Source organism: Collinsella aerofaciens, assembly GCF_001405375.1.
GTDB classification, from domain to species: Bacteria; Actinomycetota; Coriobacteriia; order Coriobacteriales; family Coriobacteriaceae; genus Collinsella; species Collinsella aerofaciens_F.
Window position 1 is genome coordinate 21,687 of record NZ_CYYP01000004.1, and the last position, 23,274, is coordinate 44,960.

A 23,274-nucleotide genomic window follows, 5' to 3' on the forward strand; every position below is an offset into this window, starting at 1 on the left:
CGGCACGCCGGTGGGGATGTTGACCTTGAGGATTTCCTCGGGCGTGAGGTGCTCGAACTTCATGACGAGCGAGCGCAGGGAGTTGCCGTGTGCGGCGATGAGTACGCGCTTGCCGGCGAGCATCTGGGGGCGAATCTCGTCTTCGAAATAAGGCCAGGCGCGGGCAATCGTATCTTTGAGGCACTCGGTATAGGGCAGCTGATCGGGCGCGACGTCGCGGTATTGCTCCTGGGTGTGGGGGTCGCGACTGTCGCCCGGCTCGAGCGCCGGCGGGCACACGTCGAAGGAGCGGCGCCAGATGAGCACCTGCTCGTCGCCGTGCTCCGCCGCGGCATCGGCCTTGTTGAGACCCTGCAGCGCGCCGTAGTGGCGCTCGTTGAGCTTCCAGGATTTGATGACGGGCAGCCATTCGCGATCCATCTGGCCGAGCACGATGTTGAGGGTGTGAATTGCACGCTTGAGACGCGAGGTGTAGCAGACGTCAAAGTCGAAACCGGCTTCTTTGAGGGCGCGGCCGCCTGCGGCGGCTTCTTCACGGCCCGTGTCGGTGAGCTCGACATCGGTCCAGCCGGTGAACAGGTTGAGTTTGTTCCACTCGGATTCTCCGTGACGGATAAGGACAAGTTGCATCGTCTGTTGGTCTGTCTGGCATGCCATGGGGGCCTCCTTGATCTGGCACGGCGCGCGTGCCGTTTGCTTGACGCCGCAAAGGATACCCGTTTTAGCCCAGAAAGTTAACCGTGACTAACAAAATTGTTGTATTTGAATGGGACGGTGAAAGGGGATTGCCGAAATGTCTTGATCTGTAACAACTAGGGATGGAAATTGGACCTAGGTGTTACAGATCGAGACAGGAAGAAATGGTCCTATGGAAAATCTCGATCTGTAACAGTTAGCTGCAAAAACCGGCCCTTCGTGTTACAGATCGAGACATTCGGAGCCGTTTCTCAAAAACGTCTCAATCTGTAACATCTAGGCGCCAAAATTGGGTCTTCCTGTTACAGATTGAGATGTTTGAAGCGGTGAGCTTGAAGACCGAACTTGGGGCCCTTGTTGTCGTCCTTGAGGTCGGCGGCGCCCACTCGTAGGGCGTGCGTTACGCGATTGTTTCGAAACGGGTGGGAAACACAACGGGCCGGCGATGCTCCTAGTATGCCTATTCAACTGACTGACTAAATATCTAGGGGAGGATCGCGATGCAGGCAGATTCCGCTCAGCAGCAGGGCCTTTATCGCCCCGAATTCGACCACGATGCGTGTGGCATCGGCGCGCTCGCCGATATCAACGGTGAGCGCCATCACCAGATTCTGGACGATGCACTGTCCATTCTGGTCAACTTGGAGCACCGCGGCGGTACGGGACTCGAGAAGAACACCGGCGACGGCGCCGGCATCCTGTTCCAGGTTCCGCATCATTTTTTTCGCAAAGAGGCTCAAAAGTGCGGCCAGATTCTGCCGGCAGAGGGCGACTATGGCGTGGCCATGCTGTTCTTCCCGCAGGACGACAAGGGCGTAGAGGATGCCCGCCGCGTGTTTGAGGAGGGCTGCGCCGAGGCCGGCGTGCCGCTGCTTTTTTGGCGCGAGGTGCCGGTCGACCCGCACGATTTGGGCGAGACGGCCCGCGCCTGCATGCCCACCATCTTGCAGGCCTTCCTGGGCCGTCCGGACGACACGCCGGCGGGCGACGCCTTCGAGCGTCGTCTGTACGTGTGCCGCCGCACCATCGAGAAGAAGGCCGACGTCGAGTTTGCCCTGCGCGACAAGATCTTCTATGTGTGCTCCATGAGCTCGCGCACCATCGTGTACAAGGGTATGCTGGTCGCCACGCAGATGCGCCGCTTCTTCATCGATCTCAACGACGCCGCCGTCAAGACGGCCGTGGCGCTCGTCCACTCGCGCTACTCCACCAACACCACGCCCAGCTGGGAACGCGCGCACCCCAACCGCTTTATCATCCACAACGGCGAGATCAACACCCTCAAGGGCAACGTCAACTGGATTCGCGCTCGCGAACCCAACCTGTACAGCCCCGTGCTGCAGCACGATCTTGAGCGCGTGATGCCCATCATCAACCGCGAGGGTTCCGACTCCGCGATTCTGGACAATGTGCTTGAGTTCCTGGTCATGAACGGTCGCCCGCTTACGCGTGCCGCGTCCATGCTGCTGCCCGAGCCGTGGGACCACAACGACAGCCTGAGTGAGGAACGCCGCGCCTACGATGCCTACCAGTCCATGCTCATGGAGCCGTGGGATGGCCCGGCGGCCATCGCCTTTACCGACGGTCGCACGCTGGGTGCCGCTCTCGACCGTAACGGCCTGCGTCCCGCCCGCTACTATGTGACGCGCGACGGTCGCTTTATGCTGGCAAGCGAGGTGGGCACCATCGAGGTGAGCCCCGAGAACATCCTGACGAGCGGCTGTCTGGGACCGGGCCAGATGCTCGAGGTTGACTTTGCCCGCGGCTGCGTGATCTACAACGATGAGCTGCGCGCCCGCTATGCCAAGGAAAAACCCTACCGCGACTGGATTGCCGAGGAGACGCTGACCGTTGACGCGCTCGATGAGCCCGTCGCGCCCACGCCCGCCGAGGATACCGAGGTGCCCGCCGCCGTGCGCATGGCCAAGCTCGGGTATCACTGGGATGATGTTGACGAAGTCGTGCGTCCCATGGCCCAGCAGGGCAAGGCGCCGCTCGCCTCGATGGGTATCGATGCGCCGCTGGCCTGCCTGTCCAAGAAGACGCGCTCATTCTTCGACTACTTCTATCAGCTGTTCGCCCAGGTCACGAACCCGCCGATCGACGCCCTGCGCGAGCATATGGTCACTTCGACCACGCTCTACCTGGGCAACCACGGTAACCTGCTCGAGGACTCCCGTACGGCCTGCCAGCTGGTGCGCCTGGAGCGTCCGCTGCTGAGCGAGGAGGAGTTCGAGCGTATCTGCGCCATCGACCGCGTGGGCTTTAAGACCCGCCGTTTCCGTGCCGTCTACCGCCGCGATGCCGGCGAGGGTGCGCTGCAGGCTGCGCTCAAGCAGCTTGCAGAGGACGTTGAGGCCGCGGTTCGCGACGGCGTGAACATCGTGGTGTTGAGCGATCGCGCCGCTGCGGGCGAGGTGCCCGTACCGTCGCTGCTCGCCGTGGGCTGCGTGCACAACCACCTGATCCGCGCCGGCGTGCGTACCTTTGCCGACATCGTGGTGGAGTGTGGCGACGCCGTGTCCCCGCACGACTTTGCGGCGCTGGTGGGCTACTCCGCGAGCGGCATCTATCCGTACAACGCTCATGCGTGCATTCGCGACTTGGCGACGCACGGCGATCTGGACGTGACAGCTGAGCAGGGCATCGCCAACTACAACAAGGCTGCGACCGCCGGCATCGTCTCCATCATGTCCAAGATGGGCATCTCCACGGTGCAGAGCTACCACTCCGCGCAGATCTTCGAGGCCGTGGGCTTCACTCCGGAGTTCGTCAACGCGTACTTCGCCGGCACGGTGAGCCGTGTGGGCGGTATGGGTGTCGAGGACGTCGAGCGCGAGCAGAATGAGCGCTACGACGCCGCGCTCGCTATCCTTAAGAGCCCGGCTCCCGATCAGCTGCCCACGTTGGGCCTGACCAAGTGGCGCCCGCTCGGCGGCGAGGATCACCTCATCGATCCGCAGACTGTCTACTTGCTGCAGACCGCCTGCTGTGAGGACAGCTACGACACCTTTAAGGAGTACAGCGCCCGCCTGCACCGCACCGGCCGTGCTGTGCGCCTGCGTGACCTGCTGGACTTTAATGCCAGCGGTCGCACGCCGGTTTCGCTCGACGAGGTCGAGCCCGCGCTCAACATCGTCCGCCGCTTTAACACCGGCGCCATGTCGTACGGCTCCATCAGCAAGGAAGCACACGAGTGCATGGCCATCGCCATGAACCGCCTGCACGGCCGTTCCAACTCGGGCGAGGGCGGCGAGGACCCGCGTCGCGAGACCCCGCTGGCTAACGGTGACTCCAAGAACTCCGCCATCAAGCAGGTGGCAAGCGCGCGCTTTGGCGTGACGAGCCGCTACCTGTGCAGCGCCTTCGAGATTCAGATCAAGATGGCCCAGGGCGCCAAGCCCGGCGAGGGCGGTCACCTGCCCGGCAAGAAGGTCTACCCTTGGATTGCCGAGGTCCGTCAGTCCACACCCGGTATCGGCCTGATCTCGCCTCCGCCGCACCACGACATCTACTCCATCGAGGACCTGGCGGAGCTTATCTTCGATCTTAAGAACGCCAACCCCGGCGCACGCGTGTCGGTCAAGCTGGTCAGCGAGGCCGGCGTCGGCACCATCGCCACCGGTGTGGCCAAGGGTGCCGCCGACAAGATCTTGATCAGCGGCCACAACGGCGGCTCCGGTGCTGCGGCGCGCGATTCGATCTGGCACGCCGGTCTGCCGCTGGAGCTTGGCCTTGCCGAGGCTCAACAGACGTTGCTGCAAAACGGCCTGCGCTCGCGCGTGGTACTCGAGGCCGACGGCAAGCTCATGGACGGCACCGACGTCGCCGTCGCCTGCCTGCTGGGTGCCGAGGAGTTTGGCTTTGCGACCATGCCGCTCATCTCCATGGGCTGCCTTATGCAGCGCGACTGCCAGCAGGATACCTGCCCGGCCGGCATCGCCACGCAAAACTGCCGCCTGCGTCGCGGCTTCCGCGGCAAGCCCGAGCACGTCGAACACTTTATGCTCTTTGTTGCCGAGCAGCTGCGCGAGGTCATGGCGAGCCTGGGCTTCCGCACCGTCGACGAGATGGTCGGCCATCCCGAGTGCTTGCGCCAGATTGAGGTCCCGGGCAACCGCAAGGCCAACCTGCTCGATCTGTCGCCCGTGCTGGCGAGCGCGACCTGCGAGTTCGGTGCCCACATCCCGGGTGCCGACGGTCGTCACTTCCTGCCGCAGATGGCTGCGGACAGTGAGCTCGACAAGACGCTCGACTCCACGTTGTTTGTGCCCTATACGGCCGATGCCCGTGCGCACCTGCGTCCGATTCGCTTCCGCGCCGATATCGCCAACGTCAACCGTTGCGTGGGCACCATCTTGGGCAACGCGGTGACCAAGGCGCATCCCGAGGGTCTGCCCGCCGGCTCCATCACCATCGATTGCGATGGTTCGGCCGGTCAGAGCTTTGGCGCCTTTCTGCCGCGCGGCATTACGCTCAACGTGTGCGGCGACGCCAACGACTACTTTGGCAAGGGCCTTTCGGGCGGCGAGGTGTCGGTGCGCCCCAACCCGCATGCGACCTACAAGTTCGACGAGAACATCATCGTGGGCAACGTTGCGTTCTTTGGCGCTACGAGTGGCCGCGGCTTCATTAACGGCCTGGCCGGCCAGCGCTTTGGCGTACGCAACTCCGGTGCCACGGTGGTGGTCGAGGGCTGCGGCAACCATGGCTGCGAGTACATGACGGGAGGTCTGGCGCTCATCCTGGGCGAGGTCGGGCAGAACTTCGCCGCCGGCATGACGGGCGGCGTGGCTTACGTCTTTGACCAGTACGGCACGCTCGATGCCCGTGTGAACCACGAGAGCGTTGAGCTTAAAGCCCCGACGGCCGGTGAGCTTGCGCAGATTCGTGCGCTCATCCAGGAGCACGTGGACGCGACGCAGAGCCCGCGCGGTATTAAGCTGCTCTACAGCTTTGAGACGATGAGCAAGCACTTTGTGAAGGTCATTCCAACCGAGTACGAGCGCGTGCTGGCGATTGTCGCCGCCGCCGAGGCCGTGGGCAAGACGCATGCGCAGGCCGAGGAGCTGGCGTTTGACATTGTGACCGGCCGCGCGAGTGCCGCGGATGTCGCTCGCTTTGATGTGGCGGGTGGTGTCGCTGGCGCTGCGCCCGCCACCGCCAGCTCTGTTGCTTCGACCAAGAAGGAGGCGTAAGTGCCATGGGTAAGCCCGGTGCTTTTCTTGATATCGATCGCGTGACCCATGAGCTGCGCCCCGTGGAGGAGCGCAGCCGCGATTTCGATCCGCTGTACGTGGAGCTCGACGACGACGCGCGCCGTGCCCAGGCGAGTCGCTGCATGATGTGCGGTGTGGCGTTTTGTCAGATGGGCGCGAGCTTTGGCAAGGCACGTCCGAGCGGCTGTCCGCTGCACAACCTGATTCCCGAGTGGAACGAGCTGGTGTACCGCGGCCGTTGGGACGAGGCTGCCGAGCGCCTGTCACTCACCTCGCCCATGCCCGAGTTCACGAGTCGCGTGTGCCCGGCGCTGTGCGAGGCCGCATGCAACCTGGGCTCGGTCGATGGCCAGCCCACGACGATCCATGACAACGAGCGCGCGATTAGCGACCATGAGTGGGCAAATGGCGGTCCGCACCGCTTTGAGCCGGCAGGGGAGGGTGCACCCACGGTTGCCGTGGTGGGCTCCGGTCCCGCTGGTCTGGTGGCAGCATGGGAGCTTGCGCGTCGTGGGGCCCGCGTGACTGTGTTTGAGCGCGACGACCGCCCGGGCGGTCTGCTCATGTACGGCATTCCCAACATGAAGCTCGAGAAGTCCGTGGTCGAGCGTCGCGTGGCGCTCATGCGCGAGCTGGGCATTGTGTTCGAGCTGGGTGCTGACGTTACGAACCCTGCGGTGGCGGCCAAGCTCAATGGCTTTGACGCCGTCGTGGTGGCTGCCGGTGCTCGCGCCCCGCGTGGGCTGGCTGCTGAGAATATTGACGCACCCGGCGTGGTGTATGCCGTGGACTACCTGACGGCCTCGACCGTCTCGGTGCTCGATGGCGGCGAGCCTGTCGTCGATGCACACGGCCTGGACGTCGTGGTCATTGGCGGCGGCGATACCGGTAACGACTGCGTGGGCACCGCGGTACGTCAGGGTGCGCGCAGCGTGCGCCAGTTTGAGTTCTTGCCGGCGGCGCCTGATGCGCGCGCGGCGAGCAACCCCTGGCCGCAGTGGCCAAACGTTAAGAAGACCGACTACGGCCAGCAGGAGGCCATCGCTGTCATGGGCGGCGAGATGCGCGCTTGGGGCGTGGATACGCTCGAGGTGCTGCTGGACAAGAAGGGCGCGGCCGCGGGCCTGCGCGTGGTCGATCTGGATTGGTCGGCTGGCAAGCCCGAGCGCATCGCGGGCTCCGAGCACGAGGTGCCGGCCCAGCTGGTGCTCATCGCCTGCGGCTTTACGGGCCCAGAGCACGGTGTGTTCGACGCCGTTGGCGTGCCCGTTGCCACTGCTGGTCGTCCGCTGCCTGTGATGGCCGCCGAGGGCTCGCATCTTGCGGCGCGTGTTGGCGGCGTCGCTGTGGATGCCGCGCCGGTGTATGTTGCCGGTGACGCTCGTAACGGCAGCTCGCTCGTGGTGAACGCTATGGCCGACGCCCTGGCCTGCGCTGCCGAAGTCGCCGACGCGCTGGAGCTGTAAGGCGGCTGTCCACAGCTGAATCGTCAAGGGCTGTCCCCGAATGCCGGCCCAAAAGGAACGTCCCCAAGTGCCGGCAGCTGGGGACGTTCCTTATGTGCCGGCATTCGGGGACACTCCTTGCGAGTTCGCAGGCGACTTTGTCATTTGCCGACGTGCAAGTGTTCATTCGTCGACGTTTGCGACTGTGCTACTCTGCTCTTTCTGTGGTGGTAGCGGGCGTTTGCCTCAAATGAGTGAACTGACTGTCTATATCTACCTGCGGTTTCTTTGCGGTGCGCTCATTCGGTCAAGTGTCCCGTCAAGTGTTTGGTCAGCATCTGGTTTGCAGCCGGAGGCCTATTTTGCCCGCGCTGGTCGTGGCTGCCCACCCTCCTCGTAAGCTCAAATTGAGGTTCATCAGTTTGAGGAGGATGCCGTGACTGACCACGTTTTAGACCGAGCGCAGCTGGCTGAAGCCGTCGGCAACGATATTGCCGACATGGCCCATTTTTGGATGCTGCGGAAGTTCCAGTTTTTGGAGCCGGCACGCGAACAGTTCGAGATCATTGTCGACCCGTGGCTCAGCTATTGCACCGAGCCTTCGCAAAACGAAATCATGGCCTACAACATGGCATTTACCGATTGGCTGCTCTTCGAGCGCCCCTATCGCCATGGCAAGACGCTGCTCGAGCTGTATGTTGACGAACCGCCGGCATCGCTTTCGCCTGCCTCGCTCAGGCGGCTCGAGCAGGTACGCGACACGCAGTATTTCTCGCGCTTTGGCATTTTGGACAAGGATCCTGCGAACGGCATGGTTGCGCTGAAGGATACGCGTGCCGACCGTCGCTTTGATGTCTACGACCCGCATATCGTGCAAAAGGAGCATTGGAGCGACGGCGCGATCGCGGTGCGCCTCGCCTGCATCGACGATGTCTGGCTGACGGCGGGACAGCTCTATCTGTATGACATCGCGCGCCTGAGTGACACGGCGGTCGATGGACCGGGTGCGGTGCATCCCGAGGATCTGCAGGACGGCTTTGACACCTCGTGCGTCAGCTTCTTTTTGCGCCTGGTCCGCGACATCATGGGCGCCCAGGGGCGGTACGTGAAGTCGCTCAACATCTACGAGCAGGAGTGGGAGTAGGGGATGTGACTGGCGTCGCCCTGCTGCCCTGACTTTGTCTCAATCTGTAACGTTTGGCGGCTGTTTGGGCCCGTAACTGTTACAGATTGAGACGGAAGGTTGGCGGCTGCCGAAAGATCTTGTTCTGTAACAACTAGAGGCTCAAAGACTGTCTTCCTGTTACAGATCAAGACATTTGTCAGCGGAGGCAACGGTGACGATGGTCCATTTGTCTGACGTGGTGGTGATGAAAGTGCCTAATACCGTTCTCAAACACAAACATGCGACTCGCAACACGTTGGCGCGGAATAGGATGCTCGCGCGGCTCACGGAGACGGCCAAGCAAGGTGCGCTGCTCGCAACGCATGACAATACCGAGCTCATGTGGCTGCGACGCCATGTTGGAACCGACGATATCGCGGAGCCCGAGCCGTACCTGTTCTGTTTTCAGCATGATTGGGATGCATTGACGCCGGCGGAGCGAGCGCTGAGGACTATCAAAGGGCTTGCGGAGTTTCATCCCGATTGGGCGTTTTGGGGCTATGACGCGGCGCTTTTGTGGGGTCTGGAGGTGCCGAATGATCTGCTCGGGCCACGATATCTTGTTAAGACGGGTTGCTCGGTGCCGCTGAGTGCAGGATGTCGGCTGTTGCGTCCGCAGGCGGCGGGTGCACTTGAACAAGCCGACGGCGTGCAGGTGACGTCGTTTTGGCGCACGGTGGAGGATTGCTTACTGCGTGCGCCGTTCTCCTACGGGTTGGCGATTGCCGATTCTGCACTGCGGGCGAAAGGCGTATCACGTTGGGATTTGTGCGAGCGCCTCCGCGCCGATTGCGAGGGCAGGCGAGGGTATCGCAGGGCACAGGTGATTGCGTCGTATGCGGACGGGCTGTCCGAAAACGGCGGCGAGTCTCGGTTCCGAGCGTTCTTTATTGCGTACGGCTTTCCAGTTCCGGAGCTGCAGGTGGAGTTTCGCGACCCGCTCGATCCGAGCCAGGCGTTTCGCGTCGACTATTTTTGGCGGCTCATGGACGGGACGTGTGTCATCGGCGAGCTCGACGGAAAGGGGAAGTACACCTTGCAGAGCGGCGAGGCCCGGGAGCCGGTCGACCCATTCGTGGCAGAGCGTCAGCGGGAATCTCATCTGACAATGCTCGGGCACAAGGTGCTTCGGTTTACGTTTGATGAGCTCAAGAATCCGGGGAAGCTGGTTGAGAAGATGAGGCTGGCGGGTATTCCGCGACGGCCCGATTTGGCTGAGGAGTGGAGACGTCGGTGGTATGGGCGCTGAGAGGTTTTGTCTTGATCTGTAACGTTTAGAAGTTGTTTGAGTTCGTAATTGTTACAGATCGAGACAAACCGGTGAAACGTCGACCGAATGTCTCGATCTGTAACATCAAGGGGCCCAACAACCCTGTATCTGTTACAGATCGAGATATTTCCCTGGTGTCGCTGGGGTGGGACTGCAGCATATTCCGTCTCCCACATCCCCTCTTCCCTCCGTTAACCGATGCGTCTGCAGCAATCCAGCGGGACTAGGTGATAATGGACAAATGTTCAAGTTAATCGTGAGGGAGGAGCTCGATATGGCGTCTGCCGATCGTTCCACGTTGTTTATCAATGCGACCATTCTGGATGGCTCGGAGCATATGGAGCCGCAACCCGATATGGCCGTGACTGTTGAGCGCGGCGTCATCACGTGGATGGGGCCGAGTGCTGTGGCGCAGGCGCCCGCGGGTGCCGAGGTTATCGACCTGGGCGGTGCGTATCTCATGCCCGGTCTCATCAATATGCACGTGCACCTGTGCGGCTCGGGCAAGCCGGTTTCGGCCGGCGATGCGGGCGCGCTGATGAAGAAGCTCGATAATCCCGTGGGGCGCGCCATCGTGCGCCATATTCTTAAGGGCAGCGCCCAACAACAACTGGCAAGTGGCGTGACCACGGTGCGCGGCGCGGGCGATCCGCTGTTTGCCGATCTGGCCGTGCGCGATGCTATCGATGCCGGCAAGTATCAAGGTACTCGCCTGGTGGCGCCGGGAACGGGCGTCACGGTGCCGGGCGGCCATGGTGCGGGCTTGTTCGCCCAGGTGGCCAACAGTCCCGCCGAGGCAGCCGAACAGGTGCGCGACCTGTATGCGCGTGGTGCCGACGTCATTAAGCTGTTCGTGACGGGCGGCGTGTTCGACGCTACCGAGGTGGGCGAGCCGGGCGTGCTGCGCATGCCGGTCGAGGTTGCCGCGGCGGCGTGCAAGGCTGCGCACGAGGTGAGTCTGCCGGTTATGGCCCATGTCGAGAGTACCGAGGGCGTGAAGGCCGCGCTTGAGGCCGGCGTTGACACGATTGAGCACGGCGCTCCGTTGACGCCCGAGATTCTGGAGCTGTACCGTGGCGCCGCGGGCACGCAACTCGAGGGGCGTGCGCCCAGTGTTACCTGCACTATCAGCCCGGCGCTGCCGTTTGTATTGCTCGACCCGAAAAAGACCCATTCGACCGATACGCAAAAGAAGAACGGCGATATCGTGTGCTCGGGCATTATCGAGAGCGCCCGTGCCGCACTGGAAGCTGGCGTTAAGGTGGGCCTGGGTACGGACTCGAGCTGCCCGTTCGTGACGCAGTACGACATGTGGCGTGAGGTGGCCTATTTTGCCAAGTATGTCGGCGTGAGCAACGCCTTCGCACTGCATACGGCTACGCAAGTCAACGCCGAGCTGCTGGGGCTGGACGGCGAGACTGGCACGATCGAGTGCGGCAAGGCCGCCGATATCTTGGTGACGCGCGAGAACCCGCTCGATGACCTGTGCGCTCTGCGTGAGCCGATGCACGTGATGTGTCGCGGCGATCTGGTGTGCAAACTCAAGGTGAAGCGCATCCCCGAGGTGGATGCCGAGCTCGACGCGATTATGGCCATGCCAGCCGAAGCGCTGGCTGAGGAGCTGGCCCGCGACGGCGTAGCATAGGTGTGACAAAGGGACAGCTCCGTTGTCGCATACAATAAGCCGAGGTCTCAGCGCGAGGCCTCGGCTTTTATTTGTCCTATGGTATGGCGGCTAGGAGCGCGTCTCCATCTTGGCGTGGCACTTGGGGCAGGTGACGCGGATCTTGCCCTTGCCCTTGGGGACGGAGAGCATCTGGCCGCAGTTGGGGCACTTGAGATAGGCCGTGGTCTTGCGGCCCTTCCACATCTTCTTGGCCGTGCGCTTGGCACGCTCAAAGTCTTCCTTACTGGTGCCGGCCGCGCGTGAGGTGCTGGCCGCTGCGGTTCCGCCGCCCAAGCTGGCGACGAATTTGCCCAGGCAGGGGACGTTTGCAGTCGCGGCGACAAAGGCCTCGTTCTCCTTGTGACGTGCGTCGATATTTTTGGACAGGCCGCGCAGCACGCCAATCACGATTACGGCGATGGCAATCCAGCTGAGCCACTGGATGCGGGCTATCGATCCGATCATCGCGATGACGATGCCGGCAAAACCCATCACGATGGTGAGTTCATCGGCACCATTGCGACCCTTCATAAAGTCATTCATGCAAATTGCCTTTCGTTCGATATGCTGCACGCCTTTATACCCGATTTAGAGCAAGGGGGACAGGTTAATCTGCACCAATGTGGTGCAAACATACCTGTCCCCGGAATACCAAGACGGTGCAAACGTACCTGTCCCCAATGCCCCAATTACTTGGAGAGTTTGTCGACGACGCGTTCGATTTCGGCGAGTTTGGCGGCTTTGAGGTCTTCGTCTCCCGATTCGATTGCCGAAGTCACGCAGCCCTCGATATGCGCCTTGAGCACGTCGGCGTTGATGCGCGCAATGAGCGCCTGTGTGGCCATGAGCTGCGTGGAAATATCGACGCAATAGCGGTCCTCATCGACCATCCGCAAGATGCCGTCAATCTGGCCGCGTGCCGTCTTGAGCATGCGGGTCACCGATTTGTGGTCTGCCATCATGGCGGGTCCTCGTTTCTGGTCGATCTTCCGGATGCCCCCGTCAGTTGCGGTGAAATACGGACCGTTTAAAGGCCTAGGGCGGCACAACAGTCCGTATTTCACCGCAACTTCTGAGGATTGAGTAGGCGGTGTCTGCTACGCGGCGGTCACGGATAGGGCGTGGAATTTCTCGCCCGCGGCCTCGACGGCGGCGGCGAGCTGCTCGGCGGTCACGGTGTCGGCACACTCCACCTGGACGGTCTGGGTCTCGTGATCGGCGTCGGCGTCGGTCACGCCGACAACGTTGAGCAGTGCCGTCTCGACAGTAGCGTCGCAGTGGCCGCACATGAGGCCGGAAGTCTTGATTGTGTATCGCATGGGTATTCCTCCCTGTTGTGTCGGCTTTCCCAGGCACCCGACCTTGACCTTCAAGCCGTCGCTCGCGTACCAAAGTACGCGTCGCTCCTCTTTCAGGTCAATCTCGGGCACCTGGAAAACCCGTTCTAAATGGACTTAATGGTGAGCTTATTTTTCCACTTTTGGCTTAAAGGATTTTAAGCGCAGCGCATTGCTTACGACGCAGACACTCGACAGGCTCATGGCCGCGGCGCCAAACATCGGCGAGAGCTGCCATCCGGTGAGCGGGAAGAACACGCCCGCCGCCAGCGGAATGCCGATGCCGTTGTAGAACAGTGCCCAGAACAGGTCCTGCTTGATGTTGCGGATCGTGGCGCGCGAAAGCTCGATGGCGCGGGCGACGTCCATGAGGTCGCTGCGCATGAGAACCACGTCGGCGCCCTCCTTGGCGATGTCGGCGCCGGTGCCGATAGCAAGGCCCACGTCGGCGCGCGCCAGGGCGGGGGAGTCGTTGATGCCGTCGCCTACCATGGCGACCTTGCCGCCCACATCCTGCAGCTCGCGGACGTGGCGCTCCTTGTCGGCAGGGAGGACGTCGGCGATGACCTGTTCGCTGCTCAGCCCCACGCGGCGGGCGATGGCCTCGGCCGTCACGCGGTTGTCGCCGGTGAGCATGCGCATGTCGACGCCAAGCGAGCGCAGTGCGGCGATGGCCCCGGCGCTCGTCTCCTTGACCTCGTCCGCCACGGCGATGGTACCGACAAGCTCGCTGTTCTTGGCAAAGAACAGCGGCGTCTTGCCCTCGGCCGCGAACTGTTCGGCAAGGCCGGCGGGAACCTTCACGCCCAGCTCGTCCATCAGACGCACGTTGCCGGCGGCGATGACATTCTGCCCCTCGCGTGCCGTAACGCCTCGCCCGGGCACGGCGGTAAAGTCCTCGACCATGCGTGCGACGATTCCGCGCGCCTCGCACTCGGCCATAATCGCCTCGGCCAGCGGGTGCTCGCTTGAGCGCTCCAGCGCAGCGGCCAGCTTGAGCAACGCCTTTTCGCTCATGGCGGGCGAGCCGTCAGCGCGCGTGGCTACCGTGATATCGGTCACAGCCGGCTTGCCGCGGGTGACGGTGCCCGTCTTGTCGAGCACCACGGTGCCCACGCTGCGTAGGTTCTCCAGCGCCTCGGCGCTCTTAAACAGAATGCCCATTTCGGCGCCCTTGCCGGTGCCGACCATAATGGCGACGGGCGTGGCCAGGCCCAGCGCGCACGGGCAGCTGATCACCAGCACGGCGACGGCGGAGGTGAGCGCTTCGTTCACGCTTCCGGTCAGTGCCGTCCACACCACGAAGGTCACGGCCGAGATCATGAACACCACGGGCACGAACACGCCGGCGACCTTGTCGGCCATGCGGGCGATGGGCGCCTTGGTGGCGTTGGCGTCCTCGACGAGCTGGATAATCTTGGCGAGCGACGTGTCGGCGCCCACGCGTGTGGCACGGAAGGTAAACGAGCCGGTGCGGTTGACAGTGGCGGCGTTGACGGTGTCGCCGGCGGTCTTCTCCACGGGGATGGACTCGCCGGTCAGTGCACTTTCGTCCACGGCCGAAGCGCCCTCGAGTACCACGCCGTCGACAGGGATGGACTCGCCGGGGCGCACACGCAGCACCTGGCCGGGCAGAATGGCATCGACGTCGACGGTGGCCTCGGTGCCGTCCTCTGCCACGACGGTCGCGGTCTTGGGCGCTAGGTCGATGAGCGCCTCGATGGCGCCGCCGGTCTTGGACTTGCTGCGCGTCTCGAGGTATTTGCCTACGGTGACGAGCGACAGGATGGTGCCGGCGCTCTCAAAATACAGATTGTCCATGCCCGTCATCATGGCCTCGTGGACCTGACCCGCGGCTAGCTGGTCGGCCATGATAAACATGGCGTAGAGCGACCAGGCGATGGAGGCGGTGGCGCCCACGGCAATAAGGGCGTCCATGGTAGGCGCGCCGTGCGCGAGTGATTTAAACCCGTTGATAAAGTACGCGTCGTTGACGTAGACGATGGGAATGAGCAGGACGAGCTCGGTGAGCGCGAGCGTCATGCTGTGGGTGTGGTCGGTGAAGATGCCGGGCAGCGGCCAGCCGAGCATGTGCCCCATGCCTATGTAGAACAGTGGGATGAGGAATACGATCGAGACGATGAGGCGGGTGCGCATGGCAGAGGCGGCGGCCTCCAACTTTTTGGTCGGCGACTCCATATGGGCGGCGCCGGACCTGGCTTGCGCACTTCCGCTTTGGACAGCGTCGGTGCCCGTGCTGATGGGCGAGGCCGAGTAGCCCGCGCGGTCGACAGCGGTGCAGATGTCGTCGGGGGAGACCTGCGCAGGGTCGTAGTCCACCAGCATAGAGCCGGCGAGCAGATTGACCGCGACGCTTTGGACGCCGTCGAGCTTGCTCACGGCACGGTCCACGTGCGCCTGGCAGGCGGCGCATGTCATGCCGCCCACGTCGAACTTATCTTGAGCCATGGCTTCTCCTTTCTGTAGTTCGGTGTTGGAATTGTTAACCTGCCGATACTATACACCCATACCCCCTGGGGGTGTCCAGTACAGAAAGAAATGTATGACATTTCGTTACAGATGAGGGTGGTTGGTTGGCCGATGGACCGTCCCAACCAATCATCTCAATCTGTAACATCTGAGGACCGTTTTGCCTGCTAGATGTTACAGATTGAGATGTTGTCTCGCGGGGTTGGGGTTTGTCTCGTTCTGTAACATCTAGACCTGTATCTGCCGAGCTGGTGTTACAGATCGAGACATTTGCCGGGGAGGGGTCCCGTCACGGCAAGACGCCCGCCGCCTAGATGCAGAACCCGGGGATCACACAGGTCCGCTTGTTTGGCTTTTCCGCAGGCGTTGCGTACGTAAAGACGTCGCCGTCGTGGCCCACACGGTTTATGTAGAGCGTGCCTTCGGTCTCCGATGAGTCGGGGCTCACCGTGCGCTCCCACCAGCAGGTGTCCTTGCCCTTCCACTGGCGGACCATCGTCTCGTTCGTGGAATACGGGCTCACCTTGAGCTCGCGGAAGAGCTGATACTCCTTGCCCTCGCCGTTGTAGATTTCTGCCAGGTAGTGATAGTCCTTGGCAAACGAATCGGGCGGTTGCGTACCGCACAGCTCGACCATGGCGGGCAGCCAAAGGGTTGCGGGCAACTCGCTCAGACACGATGCACTGTTGGCGGCGCCAGCGTTATTCGAGACCTTTTTGACAGATTTGATGAGCGCGCGCAACTTGTTGGGCAGCAGCTTAAGGCCGTCGCCGTCGAGCCATTCCCGCAGCTCGCAAACTGCCCAGCCGGCGCTCGGCGGTTCAGCCGCAGCGTTGCGCTCGGCAATACCCGCGTCGAACATAAACGTCAGTCCGGCCTTGCCCGTCCCGTCCAGAAGCTCATCGTGACGGATGCCCACAAGCTGCGCGCCGACCTCCAGCCCGTTGGTGAGTTTCACGCGCTTGGTACACGGATAGGGGATATGCCCATCGGCATCGAGCAGGTGATAGCGCTTGGCAATCTCGCGTGCCTCGCTACGGGTCTCGGCGGCCTTAATCTTGAGCGAAATCTCCTGCAGCTGATCCCAGGTGTAGTCGTCAAGTGAACCGCGGATGCCGTCGAGGTAGTCGGGGATGCCAAAGCCATGGGTTGCCGCCCCGATAACGCTGAGCCCCGCAACGGCTGCGATAGCGCCGCCGATAATAAAGCGGCGGCGGGTCATGGCATCGTGGCGGGCCTGATTCAGGATCTCTCGTGCGCGCTCGCCGGCGACGTCGACCTTAAGGTGCGTGCCAGAATCGATATCAATTGCGGCCTCGTCTCCTGCACCTTCGCGGCCTTCGGATTCGGCGTCGGTGAGGTATGCCGAGAGCACCTCGAGCATCTGCTGCTCGGTGGGACGATCGCACTGCTCGACTGAGAGACCCTTCATGATGATCTGGACGAGCGCCTCATCGCCCTCGCAGCGCGGCTCGAGCGGTGCCGGCTTGGTCTTGGTCTTTACGAGATAGAACGAGCCGGTTGCAGCGGCGTCCGTCGACTCAAAGTCAAACGGTTTGCGACCGCTGTAGAGCTGGTACAGAATGCTCGAAAGCGCATAGACGTCGATTGCCGGCGAACGGCGAAGGGCCGCGATGCCTTCGATATCCTGCGTGAGCATCTCGGGCGCGGCGTATGCGGGCGTGGCAAAACGCCAGATGTCGGCGCGCCGGGTGATCGTGTCGTCGCCGAGAGCCATGGTCGCGGAGCCCATGTCGATGAGGCAGGGGTCAAAGGAACAATCAGCAATCTGCTGCTCGAGCGTTCGGCTGGTGGTGCGGAACATGATATTGGCAGGCGACAGGTCGCGATGGATGACCGGATTCACGAGGCCTTGGGTCATCAAGAGCGCACGAAGCACGGCGTTTCCGACGGCGGCGACCATCTGGGTGGTCAGCCCGCCCGAGGCGTCGTGCGGAAGCAGGGGCAGCGCCTGCTTGAGCGAGGTGCCCTCGACCCACTCCATGAGGATGAGAGGGTCATCCTCGCACGATCCGTAGCCATAGACGCGCGGAAATCCGCGCAGGTGCGAGACGGTACACAGATGACGGTACTCCTCGAACAGCGCGGCGGTGCTGGCCAGGTGCGCTGCCGATTGCTCGGCGGAGCGGTCGGGGGCTTGGCCGGAAAGGATAGCGTTGTCCTTGAGCAGCTTGACGGCAAAGACCTCGCCGCTCGTGTTGGTCGCGCGCAGCACGTGCCCGATGTTGCCGTTGTTGCGGTGGGCCGTCTGGAGAATAAGCGTCATAAACCGACGTTTGGCGTCGTCCTCGGCGCTGGGGTCGACCGCCACGGCGGTATCGAACGTATCGAGACGGATGAGTTTGTCGCCATAGGCGCTATCGGTAGTATCCATGGCGTTCCTTTGTCTGGCATGGGTTGCCGCACGTATACGCGAGCAGTGCGGATATCGGTAAAATACCATGATAGCCGCACTGCCCACGTATACCGCTGAGCATTGTCGTTTACGACGCAGAAGGTAGAAGACGAAAGACGGACGGCGACCGTCTTCCGATCGCCGTCCGCGCTAGTCCACAATGACAAGGAATGTCGTGTAGAGACCCAGATGGAGCCTGTCGCTGTTTTCGATTTCCACTGGGGGATAGATCTTGCCAGGCTCGCGTTGGTCGCGCGGCGGCTCAATCACAATATCGCCGTCGCCCGCGCCCGATTCGAGCACTGTGCCGTTGGTCGACCCAAGGCCCTGGGCGTACCAGCGTCCGCCTTCGAGCCAAATGCGGAGATGCTCGCGCGATGCGTCGGCGCCCACATCGGTGATGCTGGGCGAGGTTTTGGGCAAGGACCCAATTACCGTGCCACGCGGATCGCGTGTGAGAGGATGGATTTGCATGTCGGCGCAGTTGTCGGCATGGGTTCTGAGCAGACCGAGGTTGGGGGCGACAGTGCGCGGCTGCTCCAGGCTGCTCATAAAGCCGCGCCCGACGGTAGTTTCGGTGGTGCCAAGGTGCCCGCCCGTCTTGCTGTCGCAAAAGCGCTCGACGGTGGCCACGCCTTGGATGGGGTCAGCGAGCGCCCCCGTTGCCACAAAGAGCATAAGGTAAAGCGTGCTCTTCTCGCGCACGGTATTGCCGTCAAAGTTGTCGATGTGATTGAGGGCATTTGCATATAGGCGGCTGTCCAGCTTGTAGCTGGCGAGAGCCGACATCATTTCGTTGGCGGCCGGGCCGCGATAGTGCTCGGCGATTGCCTGATAGGCGGACTCGCCGCCGCCGAGCTTGCTGCAGATTGCCGCGGAAAGGTTGAGCGTGGTGACGGTAAAGTCGCTGTAGATGGCGGGTGCGCACTGGTCGGGCTCGCGATGGACGATGTAACGGGTGAGATACGAGCGGTTGGAAGAGCATTTCTCGAGCAGGGTACTGCCGAGATAAGAGTTTCCATTGATGAGCATTCGGGCGATCTCGAGATGTTTAAGACCGCCGAACGAGCGAATATCGTTATAGAGGACCGAGCAAGGCGTCTCTGCTGCCACGGATACCTCCTTTGATTGCTTCCTAGCCAATATGGCGATAGGAATTAATGGCCCCCGGTGGGCGACGTATTAAATGGCTGCGCAATATATAGCGTAACCAAAGCAACATTATAGGCCACATGTTCGAAATTGCAGGAAGAGCGAGAGATTTGGTTTGGACTGAACGGAAATCCCCCTCTGTCTTGTTCTATAACAATTAGGAGCGATTTTACTCGGTAACTGTTACAGATTGAGACGCTCGTGAACCGTGTCGACCGTTTGTCTCGATCTGTAACACGTAGAGGAAGATTTGCCCTGTAGATGTTACAGATTGAGACAATCAGCCGGACCCACCCCGTCCGCCTCGTCATCTGTGGTTTACGTGGGGGCATGCGAAGCACGGGTATACTAACCGGCGGCGAATCTGCTCCATCGCTTAGAGCTGCTGCGTCTGGACGGCGCGTGACAGGGCTGCCAAAGCGATCGCCAGCGTGCTGAGCAACGTCCTCTCTGTGCGCACCCGTTTTTGTATGTATTAGCGCACTACCAAGCACGCCCGCGCGGCCGCATGCCGCGCCCATGACGCGTGCAGATAAGGAACAACAACATATGCGTAATTCTGTATCCGACGTCACGGACGCCGAGATTCTGGACGAGACCCGCGAGGCCATGACCCAGGCTGCCTTCGATGCCGCCGACGAGGCAAATGCTGCCCAGGCCGTCGAGTCCGCTACCGAGAGCCTGCCCGCCTTTGACGAACTGGGCCTCTCCGACGAGATGCTCCGTGCTATCGAGAACCTGGGCTACACGGCGCCGACGCCCGTGCAGGCCGGCTCGATCCCCGTGGTGCTCGAGGGCCGCGACCTGCTTGCCGCCGCCCAGACCGGCACCGGCAAGACGGCCGCCTTTTTGCTGCCGACCATGAACAATCTGGAGCACATCGCTCCGCCCAAGCCCGTGCGCGAGCGCGGCGGCCGCAACCGCCGTCGCGGTGCCAAGAAGCCCGAGGGCAACGGCCGCGGCCCCGTGATGCTCGTCATCACCCCCACGCGCGAGCTTGCCCAGCAGATCGACGAGGTCGCAAGCAAGATCGCCGACGTCACCGGCCATGTCGCCGTGACCGTCGTGGGTGGCGTGAGCTACAAGCCGCAGACCGCGGCACTCAAGTACGGCTGCGATATCCTGGTCGCCACGCCGGGCCGTCTGGTCGACCTGATCGAGCAGGGCGCCTGCCACCTGAACGAGGTCAAGGTGCTGGTGCTCGACGAGGCCGACCGCATGCTCGACATGGGCTTTTTGCCCGCCGTCCGCCGCATTGTGCGCGAGACGCCGGCCGAGCGCCAGACGCTGCTGTTCTCGGCGACCCTCGACGAGGAGGCCGTGGGCGAGATCACCGACCTGGTGAGCGACCCGGCCCGCGTGGAGATCGCGCCCGCTACGTCGACTGCCGACACCGTCGACCAGTTTGTGTTCCCGGTGTCCATCGAGGCCAAGAACAACCTGCTGCCCGAGTTCCTCAAGAAGGAGGGCCCGGAGCGCACCATCGTCTTTATGCGCACCAAGCACCGTGCCGACAGCTGCTGCCGTCGTCTGGAGCGCAAGGGCATCAAGGCCGCCGCAATTCACGGCAACCGCAGCCAGGCTCAGCGCGAGCGTGCCCTTTCGGCCTTCCGCGACGGTACCGTCGACGTGCTGGTGGCAACCGACGTGCTTGCCCGCGGCATCGATATTAGCGACGTGCGCTACGTCGTGAACTTTGACGTGCCGGCCGAGCCGACCGACTACATCCACCGTATTGGCCGTACGGGCCGCGCCGGCGAGCTGGGCTGGGCTATCACGTTTGTGACCGAGCAGGACGTGGACGAGTTCTACGAGATCGAGAAGCTCATGGACAAGACCGCCGACATCTACGAGGCCGGCGACCTGCACGTGGGTCCCAACCCGCCCGCGGTTGACCCCGAGCGCGACCCTGCGGCCTTTAAGGTGAAGAAGAAGACCAAGCGCGGCAAGTCCAAGAGCAAGAAGAAGCTTGAGCAGGCGCGTCGCGACGGCAAGCGCAACGGCGACGATTACGGCGATGTGGCTGGTCGTTCCAACCGCGGTCGCGACGAGCGTCGCGGCGACGGCGAGCGTCCGAGCCGTCCCAAGCGCGGCGGTAAGACCCGCGTGCGCGAGGGCGTTCAGGCTCGCGTGGACGAGGCTGTGGAGAGCGTGGCCCGCGAGGTGGCTGCCGAGGAGCGCGCTGGTGCTGCTGCCGTCGAGCAGGCCCCGCGCGGCAACCGTGCCGAGCGTCGTGCCAAGCAGTTCCAGGGCGAGGCGCATCGCCGTCGCCGCGAGGACGAGGACCGCGGCGGTCGTCGCCGTGTTGAGCGCGAGGACGAGGGCCGTGGCTCGCGTGGCGGCAAGCGTGGTGCGGGCGACCGTCGTCGTTCCGGTCGCGATGACGAGCGCGGCGGCCGTGATGAGCGTCGCGGCGGCGAGGGTCGTGGTGAGCGTGCTGCCCGTGGCGGTGAGTCCCGTGGCGGCAAGCGCTTTGAAGAGCGCGGTAGCCGCGGCGGCGAGCGTCGCGAGGGTGCTCGCGGCAATGGCGGCCGCGGCGGCGCTGGTCGTTCTAACGAGTCGCGCGATCGTCGTGACCCGCGTGCCAGCCGCGATCGTCGCGATGATTGGCGCAACTACGACGATACCCGCGAGGAGCGTCGTGGCGGCTATCGTGGCGGGCGTGGCGGCAACCAGGCCGACTCCCGTGGCGGCCGTGCCGGCGGTCGCGATAATCGTGGCAGCTATGGCAATAGTCGTGGTGGCAAGCGCGGCAGTAGCTCCCGCCGTCCCGGTGACGGCGGCGGCAAGCGCAAGTAACATACGCATCGCACGCTAGCGTGAGGTGAACCAAGGGCCCCGAGCAACTACGCTCGGGGCCCTTTTTGTTTGCCGTATCCGATCGCTAGTTCAAATGTGATTTCCTCGGGAATGCATCTAGAGGATGCCGTGGGCCTGTTTCCTGCCATGCGGCAATGGGTCCCATGGGGTGCTCCGTGCATTTTTTGGAGTATTCAGCAGCTCTAGTTGGCTGCATACGATTCGGTATTGCCAACGGTGGCCTTCAGATATCCCTTATGAGCGTTTTGAGTTAAATTTCGCCGTTTTCCGGAGCAGGGCGCGTTATTCTCGCCATGTCGGGACTTAAAATGATACGGCGCCCTACAGTTTTACCCACCCGCGGCGGTGCTGGCGCGGTCACGTTGCAGAATACTCCGTTTTTTGCACAGGCCAGGATGGGGTACCTCGGGAGAACACAGCGGTATCCCGTAAATATATACAATCTGTACCGTAATTTATACAAAACGAAGAGGCAGACAGCGTAGGGTGGGTGCATTGGGGTGCTTGGTGCATCAAAACGGGGACCCCACGTGCCGTATACTCTGGCTGGATGTGAAAGCGGCTTGACGCGTTGCCAGGCGTAGGGGAGGGTGCCTCGATGAGCGTATTCGAAATTGTGTTTAGTCCGACGGGTGGAACGCAGAAGGTGTCTGGCCTTGTGGCCGGAGCACTGGGCAAGAATACCGTTACCGTCGATCTGACCGATAGCGGGCTAGATTTCAGCGCTGTCTCGATGACTGAGGACGACGTGGCCGTAATCTCTGTGCCGGCGTATGCCGGTAGAATCCCGGCTGTGGTGGCTGACCGGTTGGGTATGGTGCGCGGCAACGGGGCTCGGGCAGTTTTGGTTTGTGTATACGGAAACCGCGCGTTTGAGGACACGCTCGTAGAGCTGGAGGACGTTGCGAAGCATGCGGGATTCCGGGTGATCGCGGCAGTTGCGGCCATTGCAGAACATTCCATTGCGCGACAGTTTGCTGCCGGTCGTCCGGATGCGCAGGATGCGGCGCAGCTCGCAGAGTTTGCGCAGCAAATTCAGCAAAAGCTGTTGGCTGAGGATACATCCGAGCCCTCTATTCCCGGCAATCGTCCTTATAAACAAGCCGGAGGTCACCGCATGGCACCCGAGGCAACAGAGGATTGCGTCTCCTGCGGTGCATGCGCCGCGGCGTGCCCCGTTTGTGCTATCGACAAGGGTGACCCCAAACGAGCAGCTGGCGAGGCGTGCATCTCCTGCATGCGCTGCATTGCCGTATGTCCGCGAGGCGCTCGTAAGCTTGATCCCAACAAACTATCCGCTGTTTCCCAGATGCTGAGCAAGGTTTGCGTCGTGCGGAAGGAATGCGAGCTCTTCATCTAGCGCAAGTGAGATTGGTGTAAACAAACCTGGCCCTTTTGCACCAAAAACGATCCGTTTTCCTCCATTCCCAAGGGATCATGCGATCCGAAGGGGACGGAGGAAAACGGATCAAAAAGGAAAAAATAGTAAGGCGCTCTTTTTCACATTGAATATTGCAATTTGGTAACGCGTTTTATCAAATATGGCATTTATCTGCGGTAATGTTCTATTTCACCGCTGAGGGTGACATTTTATACCG

General features: G+C 62.2%; 14 protein-coding genes. 7 read left to right on the forward strand and 7 right to left on the reverse strand.

Going from position 1 to position 23,274, the window contains the following annotated elements:
- Positions 1–657 (reverse strand): 2,3-diphosphoglycerate-dependent phosphoglycerate mutase (gene gpmA, locus ARB25_RS03050; protein WP_055285684.1); only part of this gene is annotated, 657 nt, incomplete at its 3' end.
- A 539-nt stretch (positions 658–1,196) separates the two neighbouring features.
- Here gpmA and gltB point away from each other — a divergent pair.
- From gltB to ARB25_RS03075, 5 genes are all read left to right on the forward strand, one after another.
- A complete protein-coding gene (gltB, locus tag ARB25_RS03055) occupies positions 1,197–5,894 on the forward strand; it encodes a glutamate synthase large subunit (RefSeq protein WP_055285686.1) in 4,698 nt (1,565 codons plus the stop codon).
- A gap of 5 nt (positions 5,895–5,899) precedes the next feature.
- A complete protein-coding gene (locus ARB25_RS03060) occupies positions 5,900–7,381 on the forward strand; it encodes a glutamate synthase subunit beta (protein ID WP_055285688.1) in 1,482 nt (493 codons plus the stop codon).
- Between the two features lie 415 nt (positions 7,382–7,796).
- On the forward strand, positions 7,797–8,504 hold the full coding sequence (locus ARB25_RS03065) for a hypothetical protein (protein WP_055285690.1): 708 nt from the start codon (positions 7,797–7,799) through the stop codon (positions 8,502–8,504).
- A gap of 193 nt (positions 8,505–8,697) precedes the next feature.
- The gene (locus tag ARB25_RS03070; protein WP_156327657.1) at positions 8,698–9,774 is read left to right on the forward strand and encodes a hypothetical protein; all 1,077 of its coding nucleotides are present in this window, start codon (positions 8,698–8,700) and stop codon (positions 9,772–9,774) included.
- A 295-nt stretch (positions 9,775–10,069) separates the two neighbouring features.
- Positions 10,070–11,440: an amidohydrolase family protein gene (locus ARB25_RS03075; RefSeq protein ID WP_253276037.1), complete on the forward strand. Its 1,371-nt coding sequence runs from the start codon at positions 10,070–10,072 to the stop codon at positions 11,438–11,440.
- A 90-nt stretch (positions 11,441–11,530) separates the two neighbouring features.
- Here the strand turns inward: ARB25_RS03075 and ARB25_RS03080 are convergent, their stop codons facing one another.
- From ARB25_RS03080 to ARB25_RS03105, 6 genes are all read right to left on the reverse strand, one after another.
- Complete coding sequence (locus ARB25_RS03080; protein WP_055285696.1) at positions 11,531–12,004, reverse strand: hypothetical protein; 474 nt, start codon at positions 12,002–12,004, stop codon at positions 11,531–11,533.
- 146 nt (positions 12,005–12,150) lie between these two features.
- Entirely contained in the window at positions 12,151–12,420 is a 270-nt protein-coding gene (locus ARB25_RS03085; protein WP_229077164.1) for a metal-sensing transcriptional repressor, read from the reverse strand.
- Positions 12,421–12,558: 138 nt separating this feature from the next.
- Positions 12,559–12,780 carry a heavy-metal-associated domain-containing protein gene (locus ARB25_RS03090; RefSeq protein WP_055285700.1) on the reverse strand — a complete coding sequence of 74 codons (222 nt, stop codon included), beginning with the start codon at positions 12,778–12,780 and terminating at the stop codon, positions 12,559–12,561.
- A 147-nt stretch (positions 12,781–12,927) separates the two neighbouring features.
- Positions 12,928–15,267: a heavy metal translocating P-type ATPase gene (locus tag ARB25_RS03095; protein WP_055285702.1), complete on the reverse strand. Its 2,340-nt coding sequence runs from the start codon at positions 15,265–15,267 to the stop codon at positions 12,928–12,930.
- Positions 15,268–15,598: 331 nt separating this feature from the next.
- Complete coding sequence (locus ARB25_RS03100) at positions 15,599–17,683, reverse strand: protein kinase domain-containing protein (RefSeq protein WP_055285705.1); 2,085 nt, start codon at positions 17,681–17,683, stop codon at positions 15,599–15,601.
- A gap of 171 nt (positions 17,684–17,854) precedes the next feature.
- Positions 17,855–18,817, reverse strand: coding sequence for an FHA domain-containing protein (locus ARB25_RS03105; protein WP_055285707.1), 963 nt, complete (start codon positions 18,815–18,817; stop codon positions 17,855–17,857).
- A 588-nt stretch (positions 18,818–19,405) separates the two neighbouring features.
- Between ARB25_RS03105 and ARB25_RS03110 the strand changes: the two genes are divergently transcribed.
- Positions 19,406–21,655: a DEAD/DEAH box helicase gene (locus ARB25_RS03110; protein WP_055285709.1), complete on the forward strand. Its 2,250-nt coding sequence runs from the start codon at positions 19,406–19,408 to the stop codon at positions 21,653–21,655.
- A gap of 619 nt (positions 21,656–22,274) precedes the next feature.
- Entirely contained in the window at positions 22,275–23,036 is a 762-nt protein-coding gene (locus tag ARB25_RS03115; RefSeq protein WP_055285711.1) for a ferredoxin family protein, read from the forward strand.
- Positions 23,037–23,274: the final 238 nt, after the last annotated feature.